Below are 22,708 nucleotides of genomic sequence, written 5' to 3'. Positions count from 1 at the left end.
GGGAGGGGGGCGCGGCGGCGTTCACGCGTCCGGGGCGGGAGGGCCGTCGGCGGGGGAGCGGTTCCCGGAAGCACCGTCGAGGGGAGAGCCCTCGACCGGAGAGCCGCCGCCGGGAGAACGGTCGCCGGAAGCACCCTCGGAGCGGGCCTCGCGAGCCGAGGCGCCGTCCACGAACGCGCCGTCCAGCAGGCTTTCGTCGTCCCCGTCCTCCGGAATCACATGCATCGCGGCTTCCTCGGCCGACGCCGCCGCCCCGTCGATGCCGACATCGCTGGCGGTGAGCGTGGCCGGTACCCGACCGTCCGCCTGCTGGGTCAGTCGCCCGGCACGGGCGACGCCGACCTCGCCGTTCCACAGCTCGCCGTCCCCGCCCGCGAGATCGCCCACCCCGTCGCCGGTGAAACCGGGGCTCTCGGGAACTTCCCTGCTCAGTCGGGCGTCGAGGGACTCACCCGTGACGGTCTCGGGGGCCGTGGTGCCGAGGCCCTCCACCACCCAGGGCCGGTCCGGCGGCGAGTAGCCCTCGTCCAGGGGATCGCCGGTGCCGGAGGGGTCCAGCAGGGTGTCCTCGGCGCCGAGCTGTTCCTCGGGGTCGGAGGCCTCCGGCTCCTGGGGCTGGTAGACGTTGTCCCCCCAGTCGGTGTCGCTCATGGCGCGTCCTTTCCTCGGGAGAACCACTGTCCCCTGTACGCAATTCCACTCCGGTCCCGCTCCGGCCGCAAAGGGAAGATCGGATTGCGGCCTTCCGGCGCGGCGAGTCGCGGGGTGCCGACCGGCCCCGTACGGAGGGGCGAGGCCCTTGCCGTGCGGAGGCGGGAAGCCGCACCACAGGGTGCCGTTTTCGTCCAACGGGCACATGAATAGGATGGTCACCCATGACGAACGGACCGCAGCCACCCGGTGGCGGGCACCCGCACCCCCGGTGGCCGGGACAGCAGCAGTACGGAGGGGCCGAGCCCTCTCACGGGGCCGCAGCGCCCCTTCCGCAGGCTGAGTCTTTTCCCCCGGCTGAGCCCCCTGCCCGGGCAGATCCCTTCCTCCCCGCCGTGCCCTCTGCCGGCACCGCGCCCCCTCCCCGGTCGGCCGCGCCGACCGCCCCGTCCGGCATGCCCGCCCGCCCGCCGCTCCCGGCGGCCCCGCCCCCGCCGTCGCGGGGTGGTGGTCGGCGGACCGCGGCCGTCGCCGTGTGCGCGGTGGCCGCCGTGGTCGCCGCGGCCGGGATCGCCGGGTTCCTGGTGTTCGGCGGGGGAGACAGCGCGAAGCCGGCCGCCGGGCCGGCGCCCGCCGACTCCGTGGCCCCGTCGGACGGCCCCGCAGCCCCCGAAGCGCCTCTCGTGCCCGGCTGGAAGACCGTGGTCAACCCCGCGCGCGGCATCGCCTTCGACGTACCGGCCGAGTGGGCGCCGAAGCCGGCCGGCTGGATCAGCTATGTCGCCGAGGACAGCGACCCCGACGAGAAGCCGCTCGTCGGCTTCTCGGCCCCCGCGGTCCTCAAGGAGAAGTGGTGCCTCTCCGACGACGACCACAACGGCACCCAGGAGGAGACCGCGCTCGCCTCCGCGGGCTCCCGGGGCGAGCGCCAGGCCCGGAGCACGGCGGAGGCCGCCCGGGAGAACGCCCGCCTCTGGGCCTACGGCAACTACGCCCAGCCGCACGGGGACAAGGTCACCACCGGCCCCGCCGAGCCGTTCACCACCAGGTCCGGCCTCACCGGCAGCGTCGCGACGGCCACCTCGTCCGGTGTCGAGGCGAAGGGCCGGTGCGATGTCGACGGCCGCGCAACCGCGTTCGCCTTCAGGGACGCGAAGGGACAGATCGTGTCCTGGACGTTCGTCGGGGTGCGCGGTGTCACCGACGAAGTGCCTGATCAGACGGTACGGAAGATCCTCGCCACGGTCCGGCTCGTACCGGCCGCCGACTGAGCGGCGGCAGCCGTTCGGCCCTGTCCCGTCCCGCCCGTCAGCAGCGGTCTCCGGACCGCCCCCGTGGGCAGCGGTGGCCGGGCCGCAGTGGGAGCGCGCCGCTCGTCGAGGCCCTCAGTACGGCGGCAGCCGCAGCGCCCCCGTGCCTTCGCGTACGTCGTGGACGATGCGCGGCTTCTCCACCGGGTTGCCGTGCTCGTCCGTCGTCACCAGGACCGCGTCGTCGCTGTTCACACAGCGCCCCCGCTCGTCCGGCCGGGGGCAGAAGAGGAGATAGCCGGTCTGCCGGTCGACCCGGCCCGGCTCCAGGCGCCACACCCACTGGTAGTCGCTCATCACCACGTCCGGGTAGGTGGCGCGCAGCTCGTCCGCCACCGCCTTCCGGACCGTCCTGCCGAACTCCTGGCGCTGCTCGAACGAGCGCAGGACCCGGGCGCGGCCCGCCGTCCCGACCTGCCCGGCCTCGATCTCGTAACTGGCCGAGTGGTGGGTGTGCTTGGTGAGGGAGCTGACCAGATCCACCCGGGTCAGCCGCATCAGGGTGGGCCAGGAGTCCTTGCCCCGCTTGCGCTTGGCGGCGACGGCGGGGGAGACCACGTTCACGTGCGAGCCCTTCGCCTGCCCCATCCGGCTCTCCGGCCCGCTCGCCGTGACCCACCGCTGGACGCAGCCGCCGATCTCCGCGAGCACCTTCTCCACCGTGTCATTGGTCAACTCGGCTACCACATAGGGGGGTTCGCCGGAGAGTCCGAGAGCGACGACCTCGTAGCCGCATCCGTCGAACGCGTCCCGCAGGGTTCGGAACGCCGCCGCGTCCGTCCGGGCGCGCGCCACCGCCTCGGTCAGCACTCCGGCGCACTCCTTGCCGTCGCAGGTGCCCTTCGACCCGTCGATGCGCAGCCGCACCACCGCGTCCCGGTCGTCGGCCACCGCGAGGGTCACTTCGGAGCCTCCTGTGCCCGGGTAGAGCGTGCGTGCCCCGATCACCTTGAGCTGCCCGGGGTAGTGCCTCTCGGCCAGCTGCTCCGCCGCCCGGCGGTCGTCGTCGGTGCTCAGCACCCCGCACGCCCCGGCCGTCATCACCAGCGCACCTGCCAGCACGGAGGCCGCTGCGGCCCTCCGACCCCTGAGGCGTGTTCCAGCCATGATCCGCTCCTTCGAAGGGGTCCTGCCGACCTGTCCTGTTCCGTGTTGCTGTGACCGTAGGACCGGGCCGGGCGCTCCGGATGAGTACGCCTACTCAGACCCGGCGCGGATCGCTCTCCGCATGCCCCCCGGACCGCCTTCTGCTATTGGCATGGACCTGATGACCTGACTCCGCTACAGTCCGGGACGGCGCCAGGTGAGAGCGCTCTCAGCGCCTCGACCCCGTGCGCTCCCGGATGCACCCGTTCCGCCCCCACGTCGTTGGAACAACAGGAAGGGCCACTCCCTTGAGACACGCAACCGCCCTGCGGACCGCCCTGTCCGCGCTGCTGGTCGCCGGCGCCTGGACGGCCGCCGTCCCGGCGACCGCCTCCGCGGCCCCCGTCGACTCCGCCACCTCGGCCCCCTCCGTCGCGGAACTCCCCGCCTCCGCGGCCCTGCTCTCCGCCATGCGGCGTGACCTCGGTCTGACCGAGGGGCAGGCCCGCACGCGGCTGGCGGAGGAGAAGGCAGCCGCGGCCCTGGAGCCGAAGGCCCAGCGCGCCGCGGGCTCCGCCTACGGCGGATCCTGGTTCGACGCCACGACCGGCAGGCTGACCGTCGCCGTCACGGACGTCGGCAAGGCCGCCGCCGTACGGGCCGCGGGCGCGCAGACCCGGATCGTGGAGCATTCGGCCGCCCAGCTCGACGCCACCATGAAGCGCATCGACGCACTGAGCGCGCCGAAGGGTGTGGCGAGCTGGCGCGTCGACCCCGAGGCCAGTCGCGTCGTCGTGAACGTCGTCGCGTCCGCACAGGGTGACAACGATGTCCGGGCCTTCGTCGCCAAGGCCCGCGAGGCCGGTCCCGTCACGGTGGAGCGGACGGCCGAGGCTCCGCAGACCTTCGCCGCCGGAACCGTCGGCGGCGACCCGTACTACACCGGCAACGTCCGCTGCTCGATCGGCTTCTCGGTCCACGGCGGCTTCGTCACCGCCGGTCACTGCGGGAGGGCCGGCCAGCAGGTCCGTGGCTGGGACAACTCGTACATCGGCAACTTCCAGGGCTCGTCCTTCCCCGGGGACGACTACGCCTGGGTGAATGTCGGCAGCGGCTGGTGGACCGTCCCCGTCGTCCTCGGCTGGGGCACCGTCCCGGACCAGCTGGTCCGTGGCTCGAACGAGGCCCCGATCGGTGCCTCGATCTGCCGCTCCGGCTCCACCACCCGCTGGCACTGCGGCCGGGTCCTCGCCAAGAACGAGACCGTCAACTACAGCCAGGGCGCCGTGCACCAGATGACCAAGACCAGCGTCTGTGCCCAGGGTGGCGACTCCGGCGGCTCGTTCATCAGCGGCGACCAGGCTCAGGGCGTCACGTCGGGCGGCTGGGGCAACTGCTCCAGCGGCGGTGAGACCTGGTACCAGCCGGTCAACGAGATCCTCAACCGGTACGGCCTGAGGCTCCACACCGCGTGATCCGGGGGAGCCGGCCGTCCGGCGGGGCGGCCGGTTCCCGACGGCGTACGGGGTGACGACGTACGCGGCGGACTTCCCGCCCACGGGGCAGGGGGAGCAGTTCGCACGCCCGTCAAAACAACTTGCCCGGCTGCCCCACCGGTTGGCGACGGCGCGGCCTGCCGCACCGGGCGCACACCGCTGCCGGTGCGCCTGGAGGTCAGCGGCGGCCACGGAAACCCGTGGCCGCCGCGGGCTCACCGTCCGTACCGTGCCCCCGGTTTCCAGAGACTCGGCCGCAGTGGAGGAGCCGCCGGACTCCCGAACGGCCCCGGTGGCCCGGGTCGGATGCTCCTCGGGAGAGCAGCGCCGGTCAGCCCCGAACTCGACCTGGATGTGCCTCGGTTCAACGCTCTCCTCAGCCGGGCGGCCGGTCCGTGGGGGCGGAATCCGGCCACACCTTCGACCGTGGCGGCCGACTGTCACGTTTCGCTTGTGATCAGCCTTCGCGCCGTCCTACGTTTGCCGCTTGCGACGTGTCCCAACGCCAGTGGGGGAGACCAGTCATGGCCGCAAACGGTCGGCACCGCCGATATCAGCCCAGCCGGATCAACCGTGCCTCGCTCACGGTGACCGCGGGCGGTGCGGGCCTGGCGCTCCCGCTCATCACCGCGGCCCCGGCGGGGGCGGCCTCCGGCGAGGTCTGGGAGAAGGTCGCCGCCTGTGAATCCAGCGGCAATTGGGCCGTCAACACGGGCAACGGGTATTACGGCGGGCTCCAGTTCAGCGGTTCGACCTGGGCGGCCTACGGCGGTGCGGAGTACGCGTCGCGCGCCGACCTCGCCACCCGGGAGCAGCAGACAGCCATCGCCGAGCGGGTGCTCGACGGGCAGGGGCCGGGCGCCTGGCCGACCTGTTCCGTGAAGGCCGGCCTGACCCGGGGCGGCGACGCCCCCGGCCCCACCGTGCAGAGCGCGGGCGGCCGGCCCGTCCAGGCCGCGGTGCCGCGCAGCGCCCCGCCCCGGCAGCCGAAGGCGACGCCCGCCGCGGCGACGCCGACGCATGTGCCGGGGAAGCGCGACTCGTACACCGTCGCCGCCGGCGACTCGCTCTCCGGCATCGCGGACGCCCAGCGGGTCCGGGGCGGCTGGGCGAAGCTCTACGCGGCCAACCGCACGGTCGTCGGTGACAACCCCGACCTGATCTTCCCCGGCCAGCGGCTGAGTCTCACTCCGCGCGGCGGGGACGGCGCGAGCGCCGGGAAGGCCGCGCCGCGCCAGGCGCCGAAGAAGCAGACGGCCCCCCAGCAGGCCACACCCCAGAAGACCGCGCCGAGGACCGCGCCGCAGCAGGCCGAGCAGCGCACGGCCGAGCAGCGGGCGGCCCTCGCCCGGGCCGAACGGCAGAAGAAGGCCGAGGAGGAGAGGGCCGCACAGCGGAAGGCGGCGGCCGCGCAGGCCGAGGCGGCGAAGAAGGCCGCGCCCGAACCGCCCCGGCAGGCCCCCGCGGAGCGCGCCGCGAAGCGCTCCGGTATGAGCGCCCCCGTCGCCGCCTCCACCGGCACCGCGTACCGCCAGGCCGGGGGCTGGTCCAGCGGCTATCACACGGGCGTCGACTTCCCCGTGCCGACCGGCACCTCGGTCAAGGCCGTCGCCCCCGGCCGGGTGGTCTCCTCCGGCTGGGCCGGGGCGTACGGCTACGAGGTCGTCATCCGCCATGAGGACGGCAAGTACAGCCAGTACGCCCACCTCTCCGCGCTCCATGTGAAGGAGGGGCAGGCGGTCTCCGGCGGGCAGCGCATCGCCCGCTCCGGCTCCACGGGCAACAGCACCGGCCCCCACCTGCACTTCGAGGTCCGCCTCGGCCCCGGCTACGGGACGGACATCGACCCGCTGGCCTACCTCAGGGCGGGCGGGGTCAGCGTCTGAACGGACCGCTCGGGGCACGGAGCGGCCGCGCGCCGACCGCGGCCCGCCCGGCGCGAACCACCGAACCCCACCCGCGGTACCGCGCTGCCCCGCCGCAGCGGCGCGGGAAGCGGCGGCACGTACGTGGACCCGGTGCCGCCCGGCGCACCGTGGGACCGCGCCCCGCCCGACCGTGCACCGCCGGACCACACCTCGGCGACCACCGCCGCCACCCCCGTCGGCGCCGAGCCCGGGGCCCCGGCAGCCACCGCGCCCACGCCCGGCATCCCCGTGCCCCGCGTCCGCGCACCCACACCGACCCCGGTCGCCCCCGCGCCCACCACACCGACGTTCCCGGCCGCCGGGACCACACCCGACGCGCCTTCGGGCCGCAGCCGCCCCGCCCGGGCCCGCTCGGCGCTCAGCCGCTCCCTCGTGAGCAGGACCAGACCGGCCGCTGCCAGCGCCCCGCTGGCGAGCGCGAGAACCGTCCCCGCCGCGCCGTGGCGGAAGTGCTCGCCGAAGAGCGTGAGCCCGATCGCGGCGGCGACCACCGGGTTGACCACCGTGACCGTCGCGAGCGGAGCCGCGAGCCCCGCGCCCCGGTAGGCGGCCTGGGAGAGGAGCAGGCCCGCGGCCGCGAGGGCGGCGATCACCAGCAGGGTCGGCAGCCCCGAGCGCACCGCGCCGGAGGTCCATTCCACGGCCACGGTCTTGGTGAAGACCGAGGCCATGGCGAACGCCCCGCCGGCCGCCGCGGCCAGCACCGCGCTCCGCAGCACCGGCCGGCTCAGCGACCGGGCGAGGAGGAGCAGCGCGCCCAACGTCCCGAAGGTCGCCGTGGCCAGCGCCAGCTGCTCGGGGCCGCGCAGGGTGTGCGGTTCGGTGCTGCCCGTGAGGGCCAGCAGCCCGACCAGACCGGCCGTCGCCATGAGCGCACCCCGCCAGGCCCGCGCTCCCGCCCGGCGTCCGACGAAGAGGGCGGCCATCGGCAGGGCGAAGACGATCGTGAGCGCGCCGAGGGGCTGGACCAGGCTGAGCGGACCGTGGGCGAGGGCGACCACGTGCAGGATCGCACCGGCCCCGTTGAGCAGCACGGCCACCCACCACACCCCGTTGCGCACCAGCGCGTGCGGGGCGTTGTCGCCGCGCGCGGCCACGCGCTCCTGGATGATCGCCCCGGCCGCGTAGGCGACCGCGGAGACCAGTGACAGCAGCACAGACAGCGCGAGGGGGCTCATGTACACCACGATGTCCTGTCCGGGGTGGCGCGTCGTCGGCCTCGGGACGTCAATCCCGCGTACTGCCCCAGCAGGACGGGCGGGGGACCGAGGTCCTCCCCTCGACGGTAGCCCCGCCGGGCCCGGCCGTCAGAAGTCGCGGACCGGCGGATACGGTGAGCTTCGCAGCCGGTACACGCGGTCGCCGGAGACCGGCCGCGCTCCGGCGCACCACCGGGGACCGGAGCGTCGCACCACCGGTGACCACAGCGAGTCGCCGCACCGGTGACACGGCGAGGGAGGAGCGGGGCATGGACCTGGCACAGGCGGCGTCGGTGGGCGGGTTCTTCGCCGTACGGACGGAGCCGGTCCCCGACGGTGCCCACCGGCCGCTGGCGGAGCTCTACGCGGGCGGGACGGGCCCCCTGACCGCGCGGATCGACAAGGTCGCCGCCCGGCTCTCCGCCCCCGAGCGCAGGGTCGCCGCCTCCATCGCCCATCTCGGCCTGGCCGCCCGGCTCTGGTCGCTCGCACTGGGCCCGGCCGCGCTCTTCGGCAGCTTTCCCGCCCTCGCACCGGACACCCTGCACTGGGACCCGCAGCACACCTCGCCCGACGACCTCTGGCTGGCGGGCCCCGAGGAACTGCCCGGGACGGCCGACCGGATCCGGGAGCAGGTGCAGTACGGGCACCTGGAGCCGCTGGCCGAGGCCGTCCGGCGGGACGGGAACATCTCGCGGCAGCTGCTGTGGGGCAACGCCGGCTCGGCGCTGGCCGGGGCCGTGCGGGAGCTGGTCACCTGGTCGCGCGGACAGGACCGCCCGGATGTGGCGCACCGGGCTCGTGCCCTGGGGGCCGAGCTGTTCGACCATCCCGATCTGGGCGCCACCGGCGCCCCGCGCACTCCGGCGTTCCGGCGCCGCAGCTGCTGCCTCTACTGGCGCTGTCCGGGTGGCGGGCTCTGCGGCGACTGCGTCTTCGACCGGCCGCCCGGGGCAGCGCGTTAGCCGTGGTGGGGGTGCGGCCGGACCCCCACCACGGCTAACGCGAGCAGAGGCGGGTCAGGAGGGCAGGGCCGCGTCTATGGCCTCGTCCACATCGCGCAGGACGGGGATCGCGCTGTCGAGCCCGATCATCCCGATGAGCCGCTGGACGAACGGCGAGGGCGCGGCCAGCCGCAGCCGACCGCCCAGGGCGCTCTGCCCCTGGAGCAGCACGTTCACCGTGGTGGAGTCGGCGAAGCCCACAGCGGAGAGATCGACGACCACAGGACCGGAACCCTCCTCGGCCGCCTGGTCGAGGGCCCGGCCGAGCGGTGGGACGCTGTCGATATCGAGGTCACCCGACACGGTGAGGACCAGAGCACCCCGTTCCCGACGGGAAATGACGCTGACTGCTCGGTCTTCGCTGGGCGGTGGTTGCACGGAAGGCACCTCGGGCGGGCTCGGGCGGATGAAGGACGCCGGTCTGCCGGACGGCTCGGCCTCGTTCCGTCCCTGCTCACGGCGGGGTACAGGGCAACGATAGAAGGAACAGTTGCCATTTGACAACATTCTCCATTGGGTAACAATCTGATCCGCAACGGTTGAAGGACCAGCCGTCTGCGGTGACGCACCGAGAGAAGCGGAAGCAGGGGCTGGGATGAGGCTAGGCGCTGTCGGCGACATCTTCACGGAGCAGGGGAGCCGCCGTCCCCGATTCCGGCGAGAGCCGCTCCGAAGCGGCCACGTGGAAGGCGGCCAGTCCCTCCGCCAGCGCGGTGACCGCGGCGGGCTCCATCCGGTCCAGCACGGCGCTCACCTCGCGCGCCCGCAGCTCCCGGTATTCTTCGAGGAGGGTCCGGCCGCGCAGGCTCAGCCGCAGCTCCACCTCACGTCGGCTCGTCGGGCTCTGCGCCCGCTGCACGAGCCCCATCGCCTCCATGCGGTCGCACAGCCTGCTGACCGACGGCGCGCGGGAGCCCAGGGCCTCGCCCAGCGAGCGCAGATTGGTGCCTTCGTGCTTCTCGATCACGAGCAGGGCCCGGAGCTGGGACGGCGAGACCGTGCCCGACGCGGCCGCTTCCTGGCCGCGGCCCCAGAGCACTTCCAGCAGCTCCGAGGCGGCGGTGGCGTCGGCGGACACCTCTGCGCGGCTGCGCGGGCGGCGGGCACGGTGGGGCATCGCTCCACTCTGTCATCCGTCGGCCCCACTTGTCAGCCCGGCCCGGCCCCTCACCACGTCCACCGCGTCGCAGAACGAAGAATGCACGAGAGCCCGTGAACAGAAGACCGGACATCGAGTCGGCTGTCAGGGCAGCCGCTCCGCATGCCCTGCTGACGACGCTGCGCACCATACTGGCCGACGCCTACGGTGCCCTGGCGGTGGAACTGCACCTGGCCGACTACGGTCTGCGCGTCCTCAACCGCATGGACGGGCCCGACGGCGAGGAGGAGCCGCTCTCCCTGCACAACAGCGCCGAGGGCCGGGCCTTCGGCAGCCAGGAACCCCGCGAACGGCAGGTGCGGCACGGCGACGCGGTCGACCACTACCTTCCGGTGACCGTACGCGGCGAACGCCTCGGGATCCTCACCGTCCGGCTGCCCGCCGAGCGGTCGACCCCGCAGATGGTGGGCGAGCTGACCCACGTGGCCGATCTGCTGGGCCACGAGATCCTCGTCGCCGAACGGGACACCGACGTCTACCAGCGCGCCCGCCGCACCACCCGGCTCACACTCGCCGCCGAGATGCAGTGGCAGCTGCTCCCCGCCCGGGCCTGCACCGCCGCCGAGTTCGCCATCGGCGCCCAGCTGGAGCCCGCGTACTCCATCCATGGCGACAACTTCGACTGGGCGGCGGACGGCGACACGCTGACCCTCGCGGTGACCAACGGCATGGGTGAGGGGATACAGGCCTCCCTGCTCACCAACCTCGCCGTGAACGCCCTGCGCAACGCCCGCCGGGCCGGGATAGGCATCGCGGATCAGGCCGCCCTCGCCGACCAGGCGCTGTACGACCAGCACCGCGGCGCCTCGCACGTCTCCACGCTGCTGCTCCGCTTCGAGCTGGCGACCGGCCGGGTCGGGGTCGTCGACGCGGGATCGCCGCAGCTCTGGATGCAAAGGGGCCGCACGGTCCGGCGCATGGAACTGGACGCCCAGCTCCCGCTCGGCATGTTCGAGGAGTCGCAGTACACGGTCCAGGAGTTCCACGTGGAGCCCGGCGACCGGCTCCTGCTGCTCAGCGACGGTGTCTACGAGGCGGTCTCCCCGGCGGGAGAGGCGTACGGCGAACGGGCGCTGGTCCGGTCCATCCAGTCGACGCGGCTGCTTCCCGCCGCCACCGTCCCGCGCGCCATCCTCGGTGAACTGTCCGAGTACCGCGTCACCGAGACGCTCGACGACGCGCTGGTGGTCTGTCTGGACTGGTTCGGGCGTCAGGACGACGGCGGCTGAGCCGGAGACGCGACGGTACGGAGGCCCCGGGACGCAGCACGCGCTCCGGGGCCTTCCCGTGCCGCTCGTCCGGTGGTCCGGATCAGGTGGAGAGCTGGAACTCCGCGCGGATCCGCTTGCCGACGGGCACTCGCTCCGCGACGAGCCGGTCGCACAGGGCCACCACGATCTCCATGCCGTGCCCGCCCAGCCGGGAGGGGTCGGGGCCGTACAGCACGGGCATCGCCGTACTGCTGTCGTAGACCGTGACGCTGATCAGCTCCGCGTTCCCCTCCAGCTCCAGGAGGTACGGGCCGTGGCTGTAGCGGTCGGCGTTGGTGACCAGTTCGCTCACGGCCAGCATCAGATCGCTGCGGGTGTGCTCTCCGATCGGGGCCAGGCACTCGACCGCGAGGCGGGTGAGGAAACGGTCCGCCAGGCCGCGCGCGAGCGCGATGCAGCCCGGCTCGCCGTCGAAGACCTCGGCGCTGAGCAGTACCCCGGTGGGCGGCAGACCCCGGCCCGGGTCCTCCGGTGGCGAGGTGACCTCTGTGTTCATGTGCTCCAGCCAGGCGCCGCAGTGAGGTCCAAGACCGTGTTCAGCCCTTCGTCTACCCGCGTCGAAGCATCCCACTCCAGGCGGTCCGGACCGATCCTACGCACGTCCGGGCAGCCGCACCACGGTCACGAAGAATTCGTCGATCTGGCGGACCGCCGCGATGAACTGGTCCAGGTCCACCGGCTTGGTCACATACGCGTTGGCGTGCAGCTTGTAGCTGCGCAGGATGTCCTCCTCGGCCGAGGAGGTGGTCAGCACGACCACGGGGATCAACGCCAGCTCGGGGTCGCCCTTGATCTGCTCCAGGACCTGCCGGCCGTCGTACTTGGGCAGGTTCAGGTCGAGGAGCACCAGATCGGGGCGTGGGGCGTCGGCGTGGTCGCCGCGCCGGTAGAGGAAGTCCAGCGCCTCCTGGCCGTCGCGCACGACGTGCAGGGTGTTGCGGATCTTGTTGTCCTCGAACGCCTCACGGGTCATGAGCTCGTCGCCGGGATCGTCCTCGACCAGGAGGACCTCGATGGGCTCTACGGGGCTGTTCACGATGCGTCTCCGGGCTGGCTGGTGGTCGGTGCGGGAGCGAGCAGCTCCGCTGTGGTGTGCTGGGGCGCGTCGGGTGCGGCGGGCAGGGTGAAGTGTATGCGCGTGCCCTCGCCCGGTCCGGCGTCCAGCCATACCCGGCCACCGTGGAACTCGATGATCTTCCGGCAGAGCGCGAGACCGATGCCCGTGCCCTCGTACTCGTCGCGCGCGTGCAGCCGCTGGAAGATCACGAAGACCTTGTCCGCGAACTCCGGCGCGATCCCGATCCCGTTGTCCTCGACGGTCAGGTGCCAGTCCTCGCCCTCGCGTACACAGCCGACGGTGATCCGGCACTCCACGCCGGCCCGGCGGAACTTGACCGCGTTGCCGACGAGGTTCTGCCAGACCATCGTGAGGGCCGTGGAGTCCCCGACCAGCACCGGCAACTCCTCCGGCCGCTCCACCACGGCCCCGGACTCCTCGACCGCCGCGGCCAGGTTGCCGAGCGCACGGTCCAGGGACCGGCCCAGATCGACCGGCTTCCACCCCTCGTGGACCCGGCCCACCCGCGAGAAGGTCAGCAGATCGTTGATGAGCACCTGCATCCGCTTGGCGCCGTCCACCGCGAAGGCGATGTACTGCCTGCCCCGGTCGTCCAGCTCCTTGCCGTACCGCTTCTCCAGCAACTGGCAGAAGGAGGCGACCTTGCGCAGCGGCTCCTGGAGGTCGTGCGAGGCGACGTACGCGAACTGCTCCAGCTCCGAGTTGGAGCGGCGCAGTTCCTGGGTCTGCTCCGCGAGCAGGGTCTCGCGGCTCCGCGCCGCTTCCAGTTCGTCGACCAGCTGCCGCCGCATCTCCTCGACCGCCAGGGCCACCGCCTGGACGTCGGCGGGCCCCTTGATCTCGATCCGCCGGTCGAAGGCGCCCGACCGGACGCGCTCGGACGCGGACCGCAGCCGGTTCAGCGGAATGCCCACCACCCGGTGGAACAGGACGCTGAGCGCCACCACGGTCAGGACGAAGACGGCCACCAGAGCGAAGAGCACCTGGTCGCGGGTGGTGCGCGCCTCGTTCAGCTCGGCCCGGACGGCGTCCCGGGCCTCGGAGAGGTGGGTCTGCTGGGCACCGTAGGCCTGCCGCAGCGCGTCGAAGTCGCTCTTGCTGCTCTGCAACAGGGCCGCGGCGCCCGGGCCGTTCGGGCCCTGCGCGCGCACCAGCCCCAGCAGCGGCTCTGCCTTCTGCTCACGCCACCGCTGTGCTGCGGTGTCGATGGCGTCGAGGTCCGCCGTGAACTGCCGGTGACCGCCCACCAACCGGCGCGCGGCGGCCAGTCGTTCCCGCTCGGCCGCCTGCCCCGCCTCGTACGGTTCGAGGAAGGACTCGTCGCCCGTCAGGGCGAATCCGCGGACCGCCGTCTCCTGGTCCAGCAGGGCGTTCTGCAGTTGGAAGGAGACCGAGCGGGCGGGTTGTATTCGGTCCACCAGGTCGGTGCTGAGGTCGGACATCCGGGCCAGCACGAGGCCGCCGGTCACCAGACAGCCGCAGACGACCACGACGAACCCGCCGAGGAGCAGGTGGACCCAGTTCTGCACGGAGAGCCGGGCGGCCACCCCGGTACGTGCCGTGGCGGCCCTCCCGCCCGTACGCGCGGACCGTTCCGTCGGTGCGGACTGTTCCGCAGTCATGAGAGTTCCGCCCCCCAGCCCAGATGCAGTACGGCCACGTCGTCCGCGAGACCCCCGTAGGGGGCGGCTCCTTCGGCGGCGCCCGCCACCAGTGCGTCGATGAAGGCGCGGCCCGGCAGCCCGGTGTGGGCCCGGGCCATCTCCAGCAACCCCTCCTCCCCGAGGCGGCTGTCCGGGCCGTCGCGCCCCTCGAAGAGCCCGTCGGTGAAGAGCACCACGCTGTCACCGGGGGCCAGCGGCAGGTCGACCGTCGTCCACCGGCCCATGCCGGGCAGCAGCCCGAGCGCCATGCCGCCCTCCGGCTCCACCCACTGGACCTCGGCCCCCCGGCGCAGCAGGAGACCGGGGTGGCCCGCCCGGACGATCCTGGCGCCGCGTCCGTCGGGTGCGAAGCTCAGGGAGGTCATCGTGGCGAAGACATGCGCGTCCGAGCGCTCGGCGACCAGGATCTCCTCCAGCAGCTCGATCTGCTCCAGCTGGGAGGTCCCGCACAGCACGGCCGTGCGCCAGGCCACCCGCAGGCAGACCCCGAGCGCCGCCTCCGCCGCTCCGTGCCCCGAGACATCACCGATCACCGCGTGGACCGTGCCGTCGGAGGTCTGCACGACGTCGTAGAAGTCCCCGCTCAGCAGCCCGTGGACGCGCCCCGGCTCGTACCGGGCGCGGGCCTGGAACCGGTCGTCGCGCAGCAGGGGGACGGGCAGCAGACCGCGCTCCAGCCGGGCGTTCTCCTGGGCGATGAGCTGGTTGGAGCGCAGCGCCGCGGCGGCCCGCTCCACTTCCTTGCGCTGGAGGGCGTAGCGGACCGCCCGGGAGAGCACCTCGGGGTCCAGCCGCCCCTTGACCAGGTAGTCCTGGGCGCCCTGGGCGACCGCCCGAAGCCCCGTGCCCGACTCCTCCAGGCCGGTGAGGACGACGATCGCGGCGTCGCCGTCGGACTCCAGGATCTGGCGTACGGCGTCCAGGCCGTGGACGTCCGGGAGGTGGAGGTCCAGCAGGACGCAGACCGGGGTGGTGCAGGTGCCCAGGAAGGCGCGGGCCTCGGCGAGCGTCTTGCGCCAGGTCAGCGCGGAGTCCAGCTCGCTGTCGGTGAGCATCTCCTCGACCAGCAGCGCGTCGCCCGCGTCGTCCTCCACCAGGAGGATCGTGGCGTCGACGTTCCACAGGAGAGCGCTGGGGGAGGGGTCTTCGAGGGGGTCGGGCTGAGCCGGGATGCCGGTGGCGCCCACAGGTTTGAGAGACGTCCCCATGGGTGACTCGGCCAACCCCTCCACCCCCTCGTACGAACGGCGTCGGACCGTCCGGCCGACCGTCGGGAAGCATATGTGATCCACGACCCCGGCGAAGGCCGCCGGCCGACGTGCGGAAACAGCAGCGGACAGGAACGGCCGGGCACCCGGGAGGGTGCCCGGCCGGAGGGGAGCCGGCATCCCCGGCTCAGCCGCCGGGGGCCGTGCGCGAGCTCACGCCTCCACGCTCATTCCCTGGCGCAGCCGCTTGACGATCCGGTTCAGCAGCCGCGACACATGCATCTGCGAGACCCCCAGCTCCGCGCCGATCTGCGCCTGCGTCATCTCCGCCCCGAACCGCATCTGCACGATCCGACGCTCCCGCTCGTCCAGCTGCTCCAGCAGCGGGGCCAGGGTGTGCAGGTTCTCGACGGTCTCCATGGCCGGATCGCTCTCGCCGAGCACATCGGCGTACGCGCGCTGCTCCTGGCCGGACTCGCTGTCCGCCGAAGGCGTGTCGAGCGAGCCCGCGGAGTAACCGTTGGCGGCCACGAGCCCCTCGATGACCTCCTCCTCCGGCAGCTCCAGATGGGCGGCCAGCTCCTTGACCGTGGGGTCGCGGTCCAGCTCGGCGGAGAGCTGCTCCTTCGCCTTGGCCAGCTCGACCCGCAGCTCCTGCAGGCGGCGCGGCACGTGCACCGACCAGGTGGTGTCGCGGAAGAACCGCTTGATCTCGCCCACGATGTAGGGGACCGCGAAGGTGGCGAACTCGACCTCGCGGGAGAGGTCGAAGCGGTCGATCGCCTTGATCAGCCCGATCGTCCCGACCTGGATGATGTCCTCGGTGTCGTCACCGCCGCGGTTGCGGAACCGGGAGGCAGCGAACCGGACCAGCGAGAGGTTCATCTCGATCAGGGTGTTGCGCGCGTACTGGTACTCGTGCGTGCCCTCCTCCAGCACCTGGAGACGGTCGAAGAAGACCTTCGACAGGGCCCGGGCGTCCTTGGGCGCGACCTTCCCGGCGTCCTCGATCCAGGGCAGCTCCTCGGCGTCGACGTCCGTCCGCGTGCCCACCGACTCGTCGCTCAGCGGCGCCGTCGCCACGGTGGCTCGCACTGACATCGCCGTCATGGTGTCACCCTCCCTGCTGTCCAATGTGTCGGACGGTCGCCTGCCCGGTCATCCGGAAGTCATGCCCCCTGTTTCGGGAAAGTTCCCGGGCCGGCTCCCGGGAGCGGTCGGCCCCCGCGAGCCCTCGGTGCTCCACCCGCGCGGAGCAGCCTCGCGCGCATGGCAAACTTGAGCGGGGTGTTTCGGCCTGCGGTGATACCGACCCGCGGCGAGAGAAGACGGCAGAGGAACGGCAATGACGGTGACAGAGGACAGCCCGGAGTTCGCTCCCGGAATCGACGAGTTCGGTCCCGGAATCGACCCGGAGCGGCTCGCCGTCTGCCTGAGCGTGCTCGACGAACTCGACCGCATCGAGGTCGACCACCCGGACGCCATCGCCGTCCGCCGGGCCACCGCTGGGATCTACCGCACCGTGAAGCAGCGCCGCCGGCAGGAGCGCCGGGCCGCGAAGACCGCCCACGACCGGGCCGTCACCGAGGCCACCGCGACCGGCTCGGCCGAGCGCATCGACGACGAGACGCAGGGTGTCCTGCCCTCCTCCTCCACCGTCGGGGAGATCGCGGGGATACTCCAGCGCCCCCGCTCCTGCTACATCTGCAAGACCCGCTACGTCGAGGTGGACGCGTTCTACCACCAGCTCTGCCAGCCCTGCGCCAAGGAGAACCGCGCCCGCCGCGACGCCCGTACCGACCTCACCGGGCGCCGGGCGCTGCTCACCGGCGGCCGGGCGAAGATCGGCATGTACATCGCGCTGCGGCTGCTGCGCGACGGCGCCCACACCACGATCACCACCCGCTTCCCCAACGACGCGATCCGCCGCTTCAAGGCGATGGAGGACAGCGACGAGTGGATCCACCGGCTGAAGATCGTCGGCATCGACCTGCGCGACCCGGCCCAGGTCGTCGCACTGGCCGACTCCGTCGCCGCCGAGGGCCCGCTCGACATCCTCATCAACAACGCGGCCCAGACCGTGCGCCGCTCCCCGCAGGCCTACAGCGAGCTGGTCTCCGCCGAGTCCGCCCCGCTGCCCGCGGGCGTCCTTCCCGCCGCCGAGGTCATCGGCACGTTCAACAGCGGCACGGTCGACCGGGTGGCCGCCCTGCCCGCCGCCCGCAAGGAGGGCCTCAGCGCCCAGGAGGTCACCGACCTCGCCCTGGTCACCGGCTCCGCTTCGCCTGCCCGGATCGCCGCGGGCACCGCGATCGACGCGGGCGGGCTCGTCCCCGACCTGCACGACACCAACAGCTGGATCCAGACCGTGGACGAGGTCGAGCCGATCGAGTTGCTGGAAGTCCAGCTCTGCAACTCCACCGCGCCGTTCATCCTGATCAGCCGCCTCCGACCGGCGATGGCCGCCACCGCCGCCCAGCACTCCTACGTCGTCAACGTCTCCGCGATGGAGGGCGTCTTCAGCCGGGGCTACAAGGGCGCGGGCCACCCGCACACCAACATGGCCAAGGCCGCGCTCAACATGCTCACGCGTACCAGCGCCCAGGAGATGTTCGAGAAGGACGGCATCCTGATGACGGCCGTGGACACCGGCTGGATCACCGACGAGCGGCCCCACCCGGACAAGATGCGCCTCGCCGAGGAGGGCTTCCACGCCCCCCTGGACCTGGTCGACGGCGCGGCCCGCGTCTACGACCCGATCGTGCGGGGCGAGGCCGGCGAGCCGCTCCACGGCTGCTTCCTCAAGGACTACGCCCCCGCGAACTGGTAGATCCCGCCCTCGTCGGCGGCACCCGACCGGCCCAATCGGAATCACGCCCTCCGTGCGACGGCCGCAGACCCGGCCCAGGATGGATCCTGGGCCGGGTTTTCGTGCTCCAAAGTGGCCGGAAGTGACCCACTGCACACGTTCTATCGAGCGCGAAGCTGCTCATTTGGTTACTCTGAGGCGAACGGACGCCATCGAGGAGCCCACGAAAACTCCCCGACCGTCCCGGGACAGGTCTGCAACCCGACCGCCGTCCCGCCCCGACACGGCGCCACCGCGACCGACATATCCCCAGCCCCTGCCCCACCACTGGGCGGTCGATCTCCGGCGTCGCAGCCGGAGCGTCGGAGAACCCAGGGTGACGCGACACAGAGGAGTGCGCGGTGACGACACCGGAACTGACGTTGCACGAGAAGCGACCCGCCGAACGGTACGGGGAGCGGACCGCCCGGCCCGAGAAGCTCCGGAACATCGAGGTGTGGGCCAGGTCCGCACCGATCCGGCTGGCCGGCTACGAGGACGACCTGGCCGAGCCCCACATCCTGCCCGGCATCGACTGACCGCCCCGGCGCGGCTCACGTCCCACGGCCCGTCTCCCGGTCCTCCTGCTCCGGCGGGAGCGGCCGGGAGACGGGCCGCATGAATTCCCGGACGTAGGTACGGTCCCACCAGCGGCCGGTCGCCCGCAGCTCGCGCGGCTCTGTGAACCGGTAGTGGAAGACCCGGGCGCGGACGTGCGAGGGCGGCCCCTGCGGGAACGGGTCGCGGGCGAGCAGCCGGAGCGTGTCCCGGTCGCCCCGCAGCAGCCGCTCGGTGAACGGCCCGAACCAGGAGCGCGCGTACGCGGGGGAGAGCGCGGCGAACCACATCATCCAGTCCAGCCGCAGATGGTACGGGGCGAACAGGCGCGGCAGCCGCCGCGGATCGCCCGGTTTGCCGCGGAACCCGTACTCCCGCCAGTCGGCGCTCTCGTCCGGGACCCGGTCGGCCGTGCCCTCCACCACGACTTCCAGCCGCATTCTGCTGATCGAGCCGAACGCCCCGTACGCGTTGACGAGGTGGAGCGGGTCGAAGGAGCGGTTCATCACCTGCCGGCGCGAGAGCAGATTGCGCGCGGGGCGGTAGCTGAGGACCACCACCAGGGCCGTCACCGCGATGACGACCACCTCGTACCAGAGCGGTGGCGCGGTGAGCGCGGGCGGCTGCCCTGCGAGCGGGGTCCAGTCGATCACCGAGAGCGCCAGCGCGATGGTCAGCCAGTTCAGCCAGGCGAAGTTGCCCGACGCGACCAGCCAGAGCTGGGTGAGGACCATCAGGGCGGCGGCCGCGCTCGCCACCGGCTGCGGGGTGAAGAGCAGGAAGGGCACCAGCAGCTGGGTGACGTGGTTGGCGGCCGCCTCGACCCGGTGGACCGGCCGGGGCAGGCGGTGGAAGAACCAGCTCAGCGGCCCCGGCATCGGCTGGGTCTCGTGGTGGAAGTCCAGGCAGGTGAGCTTGCGCCAGCACGTGTCCCCGCGCATCTTGATCAGCCCGGCGCCGAACTCCAGCCGGAACAGCAGCCACCGCAGCAGCCAGAGCACCAGCACGGGCGGCGCGGTGTCCCCCGTACCGAGGAAGACGGCCAGGAACCCCGCCTCCAGGAGCAGCGACTCCCAGCCGAACCCGTACCAGACCTGCCCCACCTGGACGATCGACAGGTACAGCACCCAGGGCAGCGCCCACAGCAGCATTCCGCCCCAGAGCGGAAGGAGGCCGTCCAGCCCGGCGATCAGGGCCACCGAGACCGCGCAGCCGGTCCAGGCGACGGCGGCGAAGAACCGGTCGGAGTAGTGCAGCCGGAACAGCCCCGGCGCCGCCTTCCACGGCGTGCGGCGCAGCAGCTCCGGTGCGGGCAGGATGCCGTGCTCACCGATCAGCGCACGGAACTGGAGGGCGGCGGCGAGGAAGGCGACCAGGTAGACCACGGCCAGCGTCCGCTGGAAGATCAGCCTGCTCAGCCAGTAACCGTCGGCGGAGAACCACTCCATCCCTGCCAGTATCGGCCCGGCACCGGCGTTCAGCCCGTCGCCGGGGCCGTCCGGCCCGCCGCGATGAGCCGGCGCAGCGTCCGCCCCAGTCGGCGCGCGTACCAGAGCTGCACGGGCGGTACGAGCGGTCCGGCGAGCCGGGTGTACCAGGCGGCGGGCCGGGAGAAGGCCATGACCGTGAACCAGACCGTGCCGTCGTCCGCCAGCTCCACCACGAAGCACTCCTCACCCCGCTCCGGGTGGCCGGTGAGAGTGCCGTAACCGAACCCGGTGCGGCCCTCCTCCCCGTACTCCGTCCAGATCACCTCGCACGGGGCGGTCAACCGCAGCGGTCCCACGCCGAGCGACACCCGGACGAAGGCCCCGGGCTCCGCGCGTACGGCCGAGGCGTCGATCCCGGCTCCCGAGGCCCGGTGCAGCCGCCACTCGGTGAGCGCCGCGCCCGCCGCCGCGAAGTCGTCCGCGCCCCGGCCGACCCGGGTGCGGTGGTGCAGGTGGTGGTAGCCCCTAGGGAGCGGGCCGAGGCGGGTGGCGCCGGTCTCGGGGTAGGTGAGGGTGCTCATGCGGTCCTGCTTTCCGAAGGGTTCAGGGCACGGATGCGGTGCCAGGCGAGGAGCGAGCAGAGGGCGAAGCCCAGCGCGTTGCCCAGGCCGTGGGTGGCGGCCATCCAGGTCAGGGTGGGGTGGGGCAGTCCGGTGGCCTCGCCGACCGCCCAGCTCAGGGCGAGCAGCATGGTCGCCACCAGGACGGCGGCCGAGGTGAGCAGCAGCAGCCGGGTCGTCCGGTCCCGCCCCTCCGCCCGGCCCAGGCGCCAGGTGAGCAGGCCGACCGTCCACATACCGGCCGTCAGGACCACGGCCCCGGCCAGCTCCGCCCAGTCCCCGATGAAGTAGCCGACGAGGACCAGCAGGGTGCCCAGCGGCACACTGAGCGCGGCGAACCGGCCCGCGGGCCCGCCGGAGACCTGGCAGACCAGCCCGGCGACCAGGGCTGCGGCGAATCCGGCGTAGTGGAAGTGCGGCACGGTCAGTCCGAGGATCTCCAGCTCGAAGCCGAACAGCTCATGGCCCCATCGCTCCGCGACCAGAGCGAGCGCGGCGACGGCCGGAGCGACGAGCGCGGTGAGCAGGGCGATCCCGGCGGGGGAGAAGTCCCGGTCGCGGAACGCGCGGCGCGGGGCGTGCAGGGCGAGGAGCACGGTGCCCACCGCGTAGCAGAGGGCGAGCCCGGTGGCGGCGGGCCCGCGCGGCAGCCAGAGGGCCGCCGCGCCGGGGGCGGCGAAGAGGGGCCAGAGCCCGCGGATCCGGTCCAGCTCCGCCAGTCCGGTCAGCCGCAGCCCGGCCGGGACGACCAGGAACATGCCCGCCATCACGATCGCGTTGACCAGTACGGTCATGTCCCCGCCCCCCATGTTGAACGCGTTCAACCAGCAGGGTGAGCCTAAGGGTTTTCTTGAACGCGTTCAAGACGAGGTCCGGTGGGGTGCGGGTGTCCGCTTGCGGGCCGCCGCCCGATGCGGCACAGATGGTGACGAATCCTTTGAGGTCCGCCTGGATCGGACCGTTCGCCATGGACAGGCAGGAGAGCCCCGTGCGCTCACCCAGACGTTTCCGGCGCGGAGCGCTCGTCGCGCTGTCCGCCGGGGTCCTGCTCGCCGTCGTCGGCTGCGAGAGCGCCGTCGACCGCACCGCGAAGGGCACCACGGGTACGGCGGAGGCCGAGGACGTCCTCCTCCAGCCGCTCGCGGAGCCGGGCCCCGGGCCGTTCACGGAGTCGACGGCGCGGTCCGCGCCCCCGCCCCCGGCCACCCGTTCGCCGCAGGAGGACGGCGGGGCCGCCACCCGGACGGTCCATCGGGTCTCGGGTGCCGTCCCCGGGCTCTACGGCGGTGTCCGGTCCGAGGCCGCCTGCGACGTCGACGAGCAGGCGCGGCTGCTGACCGCCGACCAGGACAGGGCGCGCGCCTTCGCCGAGGTGGTGGGGGTCGAGGCCGTGCAGGTCCCGGGCTATCTGCGCTCGCTCACCCCGGTGGTCCTGCGCGCCGACACCCAGGTGACCAACCACGGATTCAGTGCCGGCTCCACCACCGCCTTCCAGGCCGTGCTCCAGGCGGGCACCGCCGTCCTGGTCGACAGCAGGGGGCTGCCCCGGGTCCGCTGCACCTGCGGCAACCCCCTGGGCCGGCCGGTGGCCGCGAAGGGGCAGGTCGCCCATCGGGGCGAGCGCTGGGCCGGCTACGACCCCGCGCGGATCCTGGCGATCGACCCCGGCGTGCGGCCGCTCACCGCCCTGGTCATCGTGGACGCCGCCGACAACACCTGGATCGAGCGGGCCCTCGGCGACAGCGGCGGACGTGACCGGGCCCCGGCCGATCCACCGCCCTTCGAGCCGAGCGTGGACCTGCTCTTCCCCTCGCCCGCCCGCCCTCCCGAGGCCGTACCGCCGCGTCCCACCCCGTCGGCCCCTGCCCCCGCCGAACCGGAGTGCCCCGCTCCCTCGGCCACCGACGGCCCCGGCGAACTGCCCCCCGGCTGTCCGCCGCCGATGGAGCCCGACCCCGGCACCGAGGCGCCGGACGACTTCGACGGGCCGCCGGACGACGGGCCGCGGGGGTGGGAGGAGGACGACTTCGGCGTGGTGCCGGAGCCGACCCAGGTCTTCCCGGCCGACCCGGCCGACCCGGCCGAGCCGGATGGGCCGGACGACTTCGGCGGGCCGGACGAGCCGATGTACGCGGATGCCGATGTCCCCGAGCCCTTCCCCGGCTGACCAGCCGCCCCGGGCCCTCGCCAGGCCGTGC

21 protein-coding genes are annotated in these 22,708 nt (G+C 73.1%); 8 read left to right on the top strand and 13 right to left on the bottom strand.

Annotation, left to right across the window (positions count from 1 at the left end; genetic code table 11):
- Window positions 1-21 precede the first annotated feature (21 nt).
- A complete protein-coding gene (locus AC0682_RS06175; RefSeq protein ID WP_478531208.1) occupies window positions 22-651 on the bottom strand; it encodes a DUF5709 domain-containing protein in 630 nt (209 codons plus the stop codon).
- Window positions 652-1,046: 395 nt separating this feature from the next.
- Here AC0682_RS06175 and AC0682_RS06170 point away from each other — a divergent pair, with 395 nt between their 5' ends.
- Window positions 1,047-1,922 (top strand): DUF8017 domain-containing protein, encoded by an 876-nt coding sequence (locus tag AC0682_RS06170; protein WP_478531207.1) that lies wholly within the window; start codon window positions 1,047-1,049, stop codon window positions 1,920-1,922.
- A gap of 114 nt (window positions 1,923-2,036) precedes the next feature.
- On the opposite strand, the gene AC0682_RS06165 is transcribed toward AC0682_RS06170, so the two are convergent.
- Window positions 2,037-3,068, bottom strand: coding sequence for an SCO7460 family lipoprotein (locus tag AC0682_RS06165; protein WP_478531205.1), 1,032 nt, complete (start codon window positions 3,066-3,068; stop codon window positions 2,037-2,039).
- Between the two features lie 287 nt (window positions 3,069-3,355).
- Between AC0682_RS06165 and AC0682_RS06160 the strand changes: the two genes are divergently transcribed.
- Both AC0682_RS06160 and AC0682_RS06155 read left to right on the top strand, forming a co-directional pair.
- Complete coding sequence (locus tag AC0682_RS06160) at window positions 3,356-4,522, top strand: S1 family peptidase (protein WP_478531204.1); 1,167 nt, start codon at window positions 3,356-3,358, stop codon at window positions 4,520-4,522.
- 545 nt (window positions 4,523-5,067) lie between these two features.
- On the top strand, window positions 5,068-6,429 hold the full coding sequence (locus AC0682_RS06155) for a transglycosylase family protein (protein ID WP_478531203.1): 1,362 nt from the start codon (window positions 5,068-5,070) through the stop codon (window positions 6,427-6,429).
- On the opposite strand, the gene AC0682_RS06150 is transcribed toward AC0682_RS06155, so the two are convergent.
- Window positions 6,399-7,649, bottom strand: a complete 1,251-nt coding sequence (locus AC0682_RS06150; RefSeq protein ID WP_478531202.1) for a DMT family transporter — start codon at window positions 7,647-7,649, stop codon at window positions 6,399-6,401. The two genes, AC0682_RS06155 and AC0682_RS06150, sit on opposite strands and share 31 nt — an antisense overlap.
- 290 nt (window positions 7,650-7,939) lie before the next feature.
- Here AC0682_RS06150 and AC0682_RS06145 point away from each other — a divergent pair, with 290 nt between their 5' ends.
- Window positions 7,940-8,635: a (2Fe-2S)-binding protein gene (locus AC0682_RS06145; protein ID WP_478531201.1), complete on the top strand. Its 696-nt coding sequence runs from the start codon at window positions 7,940-7,942 to the stop codon at window positions 8,633-8,635.
- Window positions 8,636-8,689: 54 nt separating this feature from the next.
- On the opposite strand, the gene AC0682_RS06140 is transcribed toward AC0682_RS06145, so the two are convergent.
- Window positions 8,690-9,061, bottom strand: coding sequence for an STAS domain-containing protein (locus AC0682_RS06140; RefSeq protein ID WP_478531200.1), 372 nt, complete (start codon window positions 9,059-9,061; stop codon window positions 8,690-8,692).
- Window positions 9,062-9,275: 214 nt separating this feature from the next.
- Complete coding sequence (locus AC0682_RS06135; protein WP_478531198.1) at window positions 9,276-9,791, bottom strand: MarR family winged helix-turn-helix transcriptional regulator; 516 nt, start codon at window positions 9,789-9,791, stop codon at window positions 9,276-9,278.
- A gap of 95 nt (window positions 9,792-9,886) precedes the next feature.
- Between AC0682_RS06135 and AC0682_RS06130 the strand changes: the two genes are divergently transcribed.
- Window positions 9,887-11,062, top strand: a complete 1,176-nt coding sequence (locus tag AC0682_RS06130; RefSeq protein WP_478531197.1) for a PP2C family protein-serine/threonine phosphatase — start codon at window positions 9,887-9,889, stop codon at window positions 11,060-11,062.
- A gap of 82 nt (window positions 11,063-11,144) precedes the next feature.
- Here AC0682_RS06130 and AC0682_RS06125 read toward each other — a convergent pair whose 3' ends face one another.
- The 5 genes from AC0682_RS06125 to AC0682_RS06105 all read right to left on the bottom strand — a co-directional run bounded on the left by AC0682_RS06125 (window position 11,145) and on the right by AC0682_RS06105 (window position 16,164).
- Entirely contained in the window at window positions 11,145-11,600 is a 456-nt protein-coding gene (locus tag AC0682_RS06125; protein ID WP_478531195.1) for an ATP-binding protein, read from the bottom strand.
- A 96-nt stretch (window positions 11,601-11,696) separates the two neighbouring features.
- On the bottom strand, window positions 11,697-12,140 hold the full coding sequence (locus AC0682_RS06120) for a response regulator (RefSeq protein ID WP_478531194.1): 444 nt from the start codon (window positions 12,138-12,140) through the stop codon (window positions 11,697-11,699).
- Window positions 12,137-13,804, bottom strand: a complete 1,668-nt coding sequence (locus AC0682_RS06115) for a sensor histidine kinase (protein ID WP_478531192.1) — start codon at window positions 13,802-13,804, stop codon at window positions 12,137-12,139. The genes AC0682_RS06120 and AC0682_RS06115 overlap by 4 nt, the downstream gene beginning before the upstream one ends.
- Window positions 13,801-15,033 (bottom strand): PP2C family protein-serine/threonine phosphatase, encoded by a 1,233-nt coding sequence (locus AC0682_RS06110; RefSeq protein WP_478531475.1) that lies wholly within the window; start codon window positions 15,031-15,033, stop codon window positions 13,801-13,803. The genes AC0682_RS06115 and AC0682_RS06110 overlap by 4 nt, the downstream gene beginning before the upstream one ends.
- Before the next feature lie 234 nt (window positions 15,034-15,267).
- Complete coding sequence (locus AC0682_RS06105; RefSeq protein ID WP_478531190.1) at window positions 15,268-16,164, bottom strand: RNA polymerase sigma factor SigF; 897 nt, start codon at window positions 16,162-16,164, stop codon at window positions 15,268-15,270.
- 235 nt (window positions 16,165-16,399) lie between these two features.
- On the opposite strand from AC0682_RS06105, the gene AC0682_RS06100 reads away from it, so the two are divergent.
- Entirely contained in the window at window positions 16,400-17,884 is a 1,485-nt protein-coding gene (locus tag AC0682_RS06100) for an SDR family NAD(P)-dependent oxidoreductase (protein WP_478531189.1), read from the top strand.
- Window positions 17,885-18,264: 380 nt separating this feature from the next.
- The gene (locus AC0682_RS06095) at window positions 18,265-18,441 is read left to right on the top strand and encodes a hypothetical protein (RefSeq protein ID WP_478531188.1); all 177 of its coding nucleotides are present in this window, start codon (window positions 18,265-18,267) and stop codon (window positions 18,439-18,441) included.
- A 15-nt stretch (window positions 18,442-18,456) separates the two neighbouring features.
- On the opposite strand, the gene AC0682_RS06090 is transcribed toward AC0682_RS06095, so the two are convergent.
- Genes AC0682_RS06090 through AC0682_RS06080 form a run of 3 tightly spaced genes read right to left on the bottom strand, consistent with a single transcriptional unit; the run spans window position 18,457 to window position 21,304 of the window.
- Window positions 18,457-19,908, bottom strand: a complete 1,452-nt coding sequence (locus AC0682_RS06090; protein ID WP_478531187.1) for a lipase maturation factor family protein — start codon at window positions 19,906-19,908, stop codon at window positions 18,457-18,459.
- 29 nt (window positions 19,909-19,937) lie between these two features.
- Window positions 19,938-20,471 (bottom strand): DUF1990 family protein, encoded by a 534-nt coding sequence (locus AC0682_RS06085; protein ID WP_478531185.1) that lies wholly within the window; start codon window positions 20,469-20,471, stop codon window positions 19,938-19,940.
- The gene (locus AC0682_RS06080) at window positions 20,468-21,304 is read right to left on the bottom strand and encodes a YndJ family protein (RefSeq protein WP_478531184.1); all 837 of its coding nucleotides are present in this window, start codon (window positions 21,302-21,304) and stop codon (window positions 20,468-20,470) included. Before AC0682_RS06080 ends, AC0682_RS06085 begins: the two co-directional genes overlap by 4 nt.
- A 194-nt stretch (window positions 21,305-21,498) precedes the next feature.
- Between AC0682_RS06080 and AC0682_RS06075 the strand changes: the two genes are divergently transcribed.
- A complete protein-coding gene (locus tag AC0682_RS06075) occupies window positions 21,499-22,677 on the top strand; it encodes a DUF6777 domain-containing protein (protein ID WP_478531182.1) in 1,179 nt (392 codons plus the stop codon).
- Window positions 22,678-22,708: the final 31 nt, after the last annotated feature.

It is taken from the genome of Streptomyces sp. NPDC043746 (assembly GCF_056436485.1).
Note: the sequence above shows the minus strand (reverse complement) of the source record. Positions and strands in the feature narration are given on the sequence as shown.

Bases quoted from the DNA above. Each gene is read 5' to 3' on its own strand.
- AC0682_RS06175 (WP_478531208.1), bottom strand. From the start codon at position 651: ATGAGCGACACCGACTGGGGGGACAACGTCTACCAGCCCCAGGAGCCG.
- AC0682_RS06100 (WP_478531189.1), top strand. From the start codon at position 16,400: ATGACGGTGACAGAGGACAGCCCGGAGTTCGCTCCCGGAATCGACGAG.
- AC0682_RS06150 (WP_478531202.1), bottom strand. From the start codon at position 7,649: ATGAGCCCCCTCGCGCTGTCTGTGCTGCTGTCACTGGTCTCCGCGGTC.
- AC0682_RS06155 (WP_478531203.1), top strand. From the start codon at position 5,068: ATGGCCGCAAACGGTCGGCACCGCCGATATCAGCCCAGCCGGATCAAC.
- AC0682_RS06085 (WP_478531185.1), bottom strand. From the start codon at position 20,471: ATGAGCACCCTCACCTACCCCGAGACCGGCGCCACCCGCCTCGGCCCG.
- AC0682_RS06080 (WP_478531184.1), bottom strand. From the start codon at position 21,304: ATGACCGTACTGGTCAACGCGATCGTGATGGCGGGCATGTTCCTGGTC.
- AC0682_RS06090 (WP_478531187.1), bottom strand. From the start codon at position 19,908: ATGGAGTGGTTCTCCGCCGACGGTTACTGGCTGAGCAGGCTGATCTTC.
- AC0682_RS06165 (WP_478531205.1), bottom strand. From the start codon at position 3,068: ATGGCTGGAACACGCCTCAGGGGTCGGAGGGCCGCAGCGGCCTCCGTG.
- AC0682_RS06135 (WP_478531198.1), bottom strand. From the start codon at position 9,791: ATGCCCCACCGTGCCCGCCGCCCGCGCAGCCGCGCAGAGGTGTCCGCC.
- AC0682_RS06145 (WP_478531201.1), top strand. From the start codon at position 7,940: ATGGACCTGGCACAGGCGGCGTCGGTGGGCGGGTTCTTCGCCGTACGG.
- AC0682_RS06125 (WP_478531195.1), bottom strand. From the start codon at position 11,600: ATGAACACAGAGGTCACCTCGCCACCGGAGGACCCGGGCCGGGGTCTG.
- AC0682_RS06105 (WP_478531190.1), bottom strand. From the start codon at position 16,164: ATGACGGCGATGTCAGTGCGAGCCACCGTGGCGACGGCGCCGCTGAGC.
- AC0682_RS06115 (WP_478531192.1), bottom strand. From the start codon at position 13,804: ATGACTGCGGAACAGTCCGCACCGACGGAACGGTCCGCGCGTACGGGC.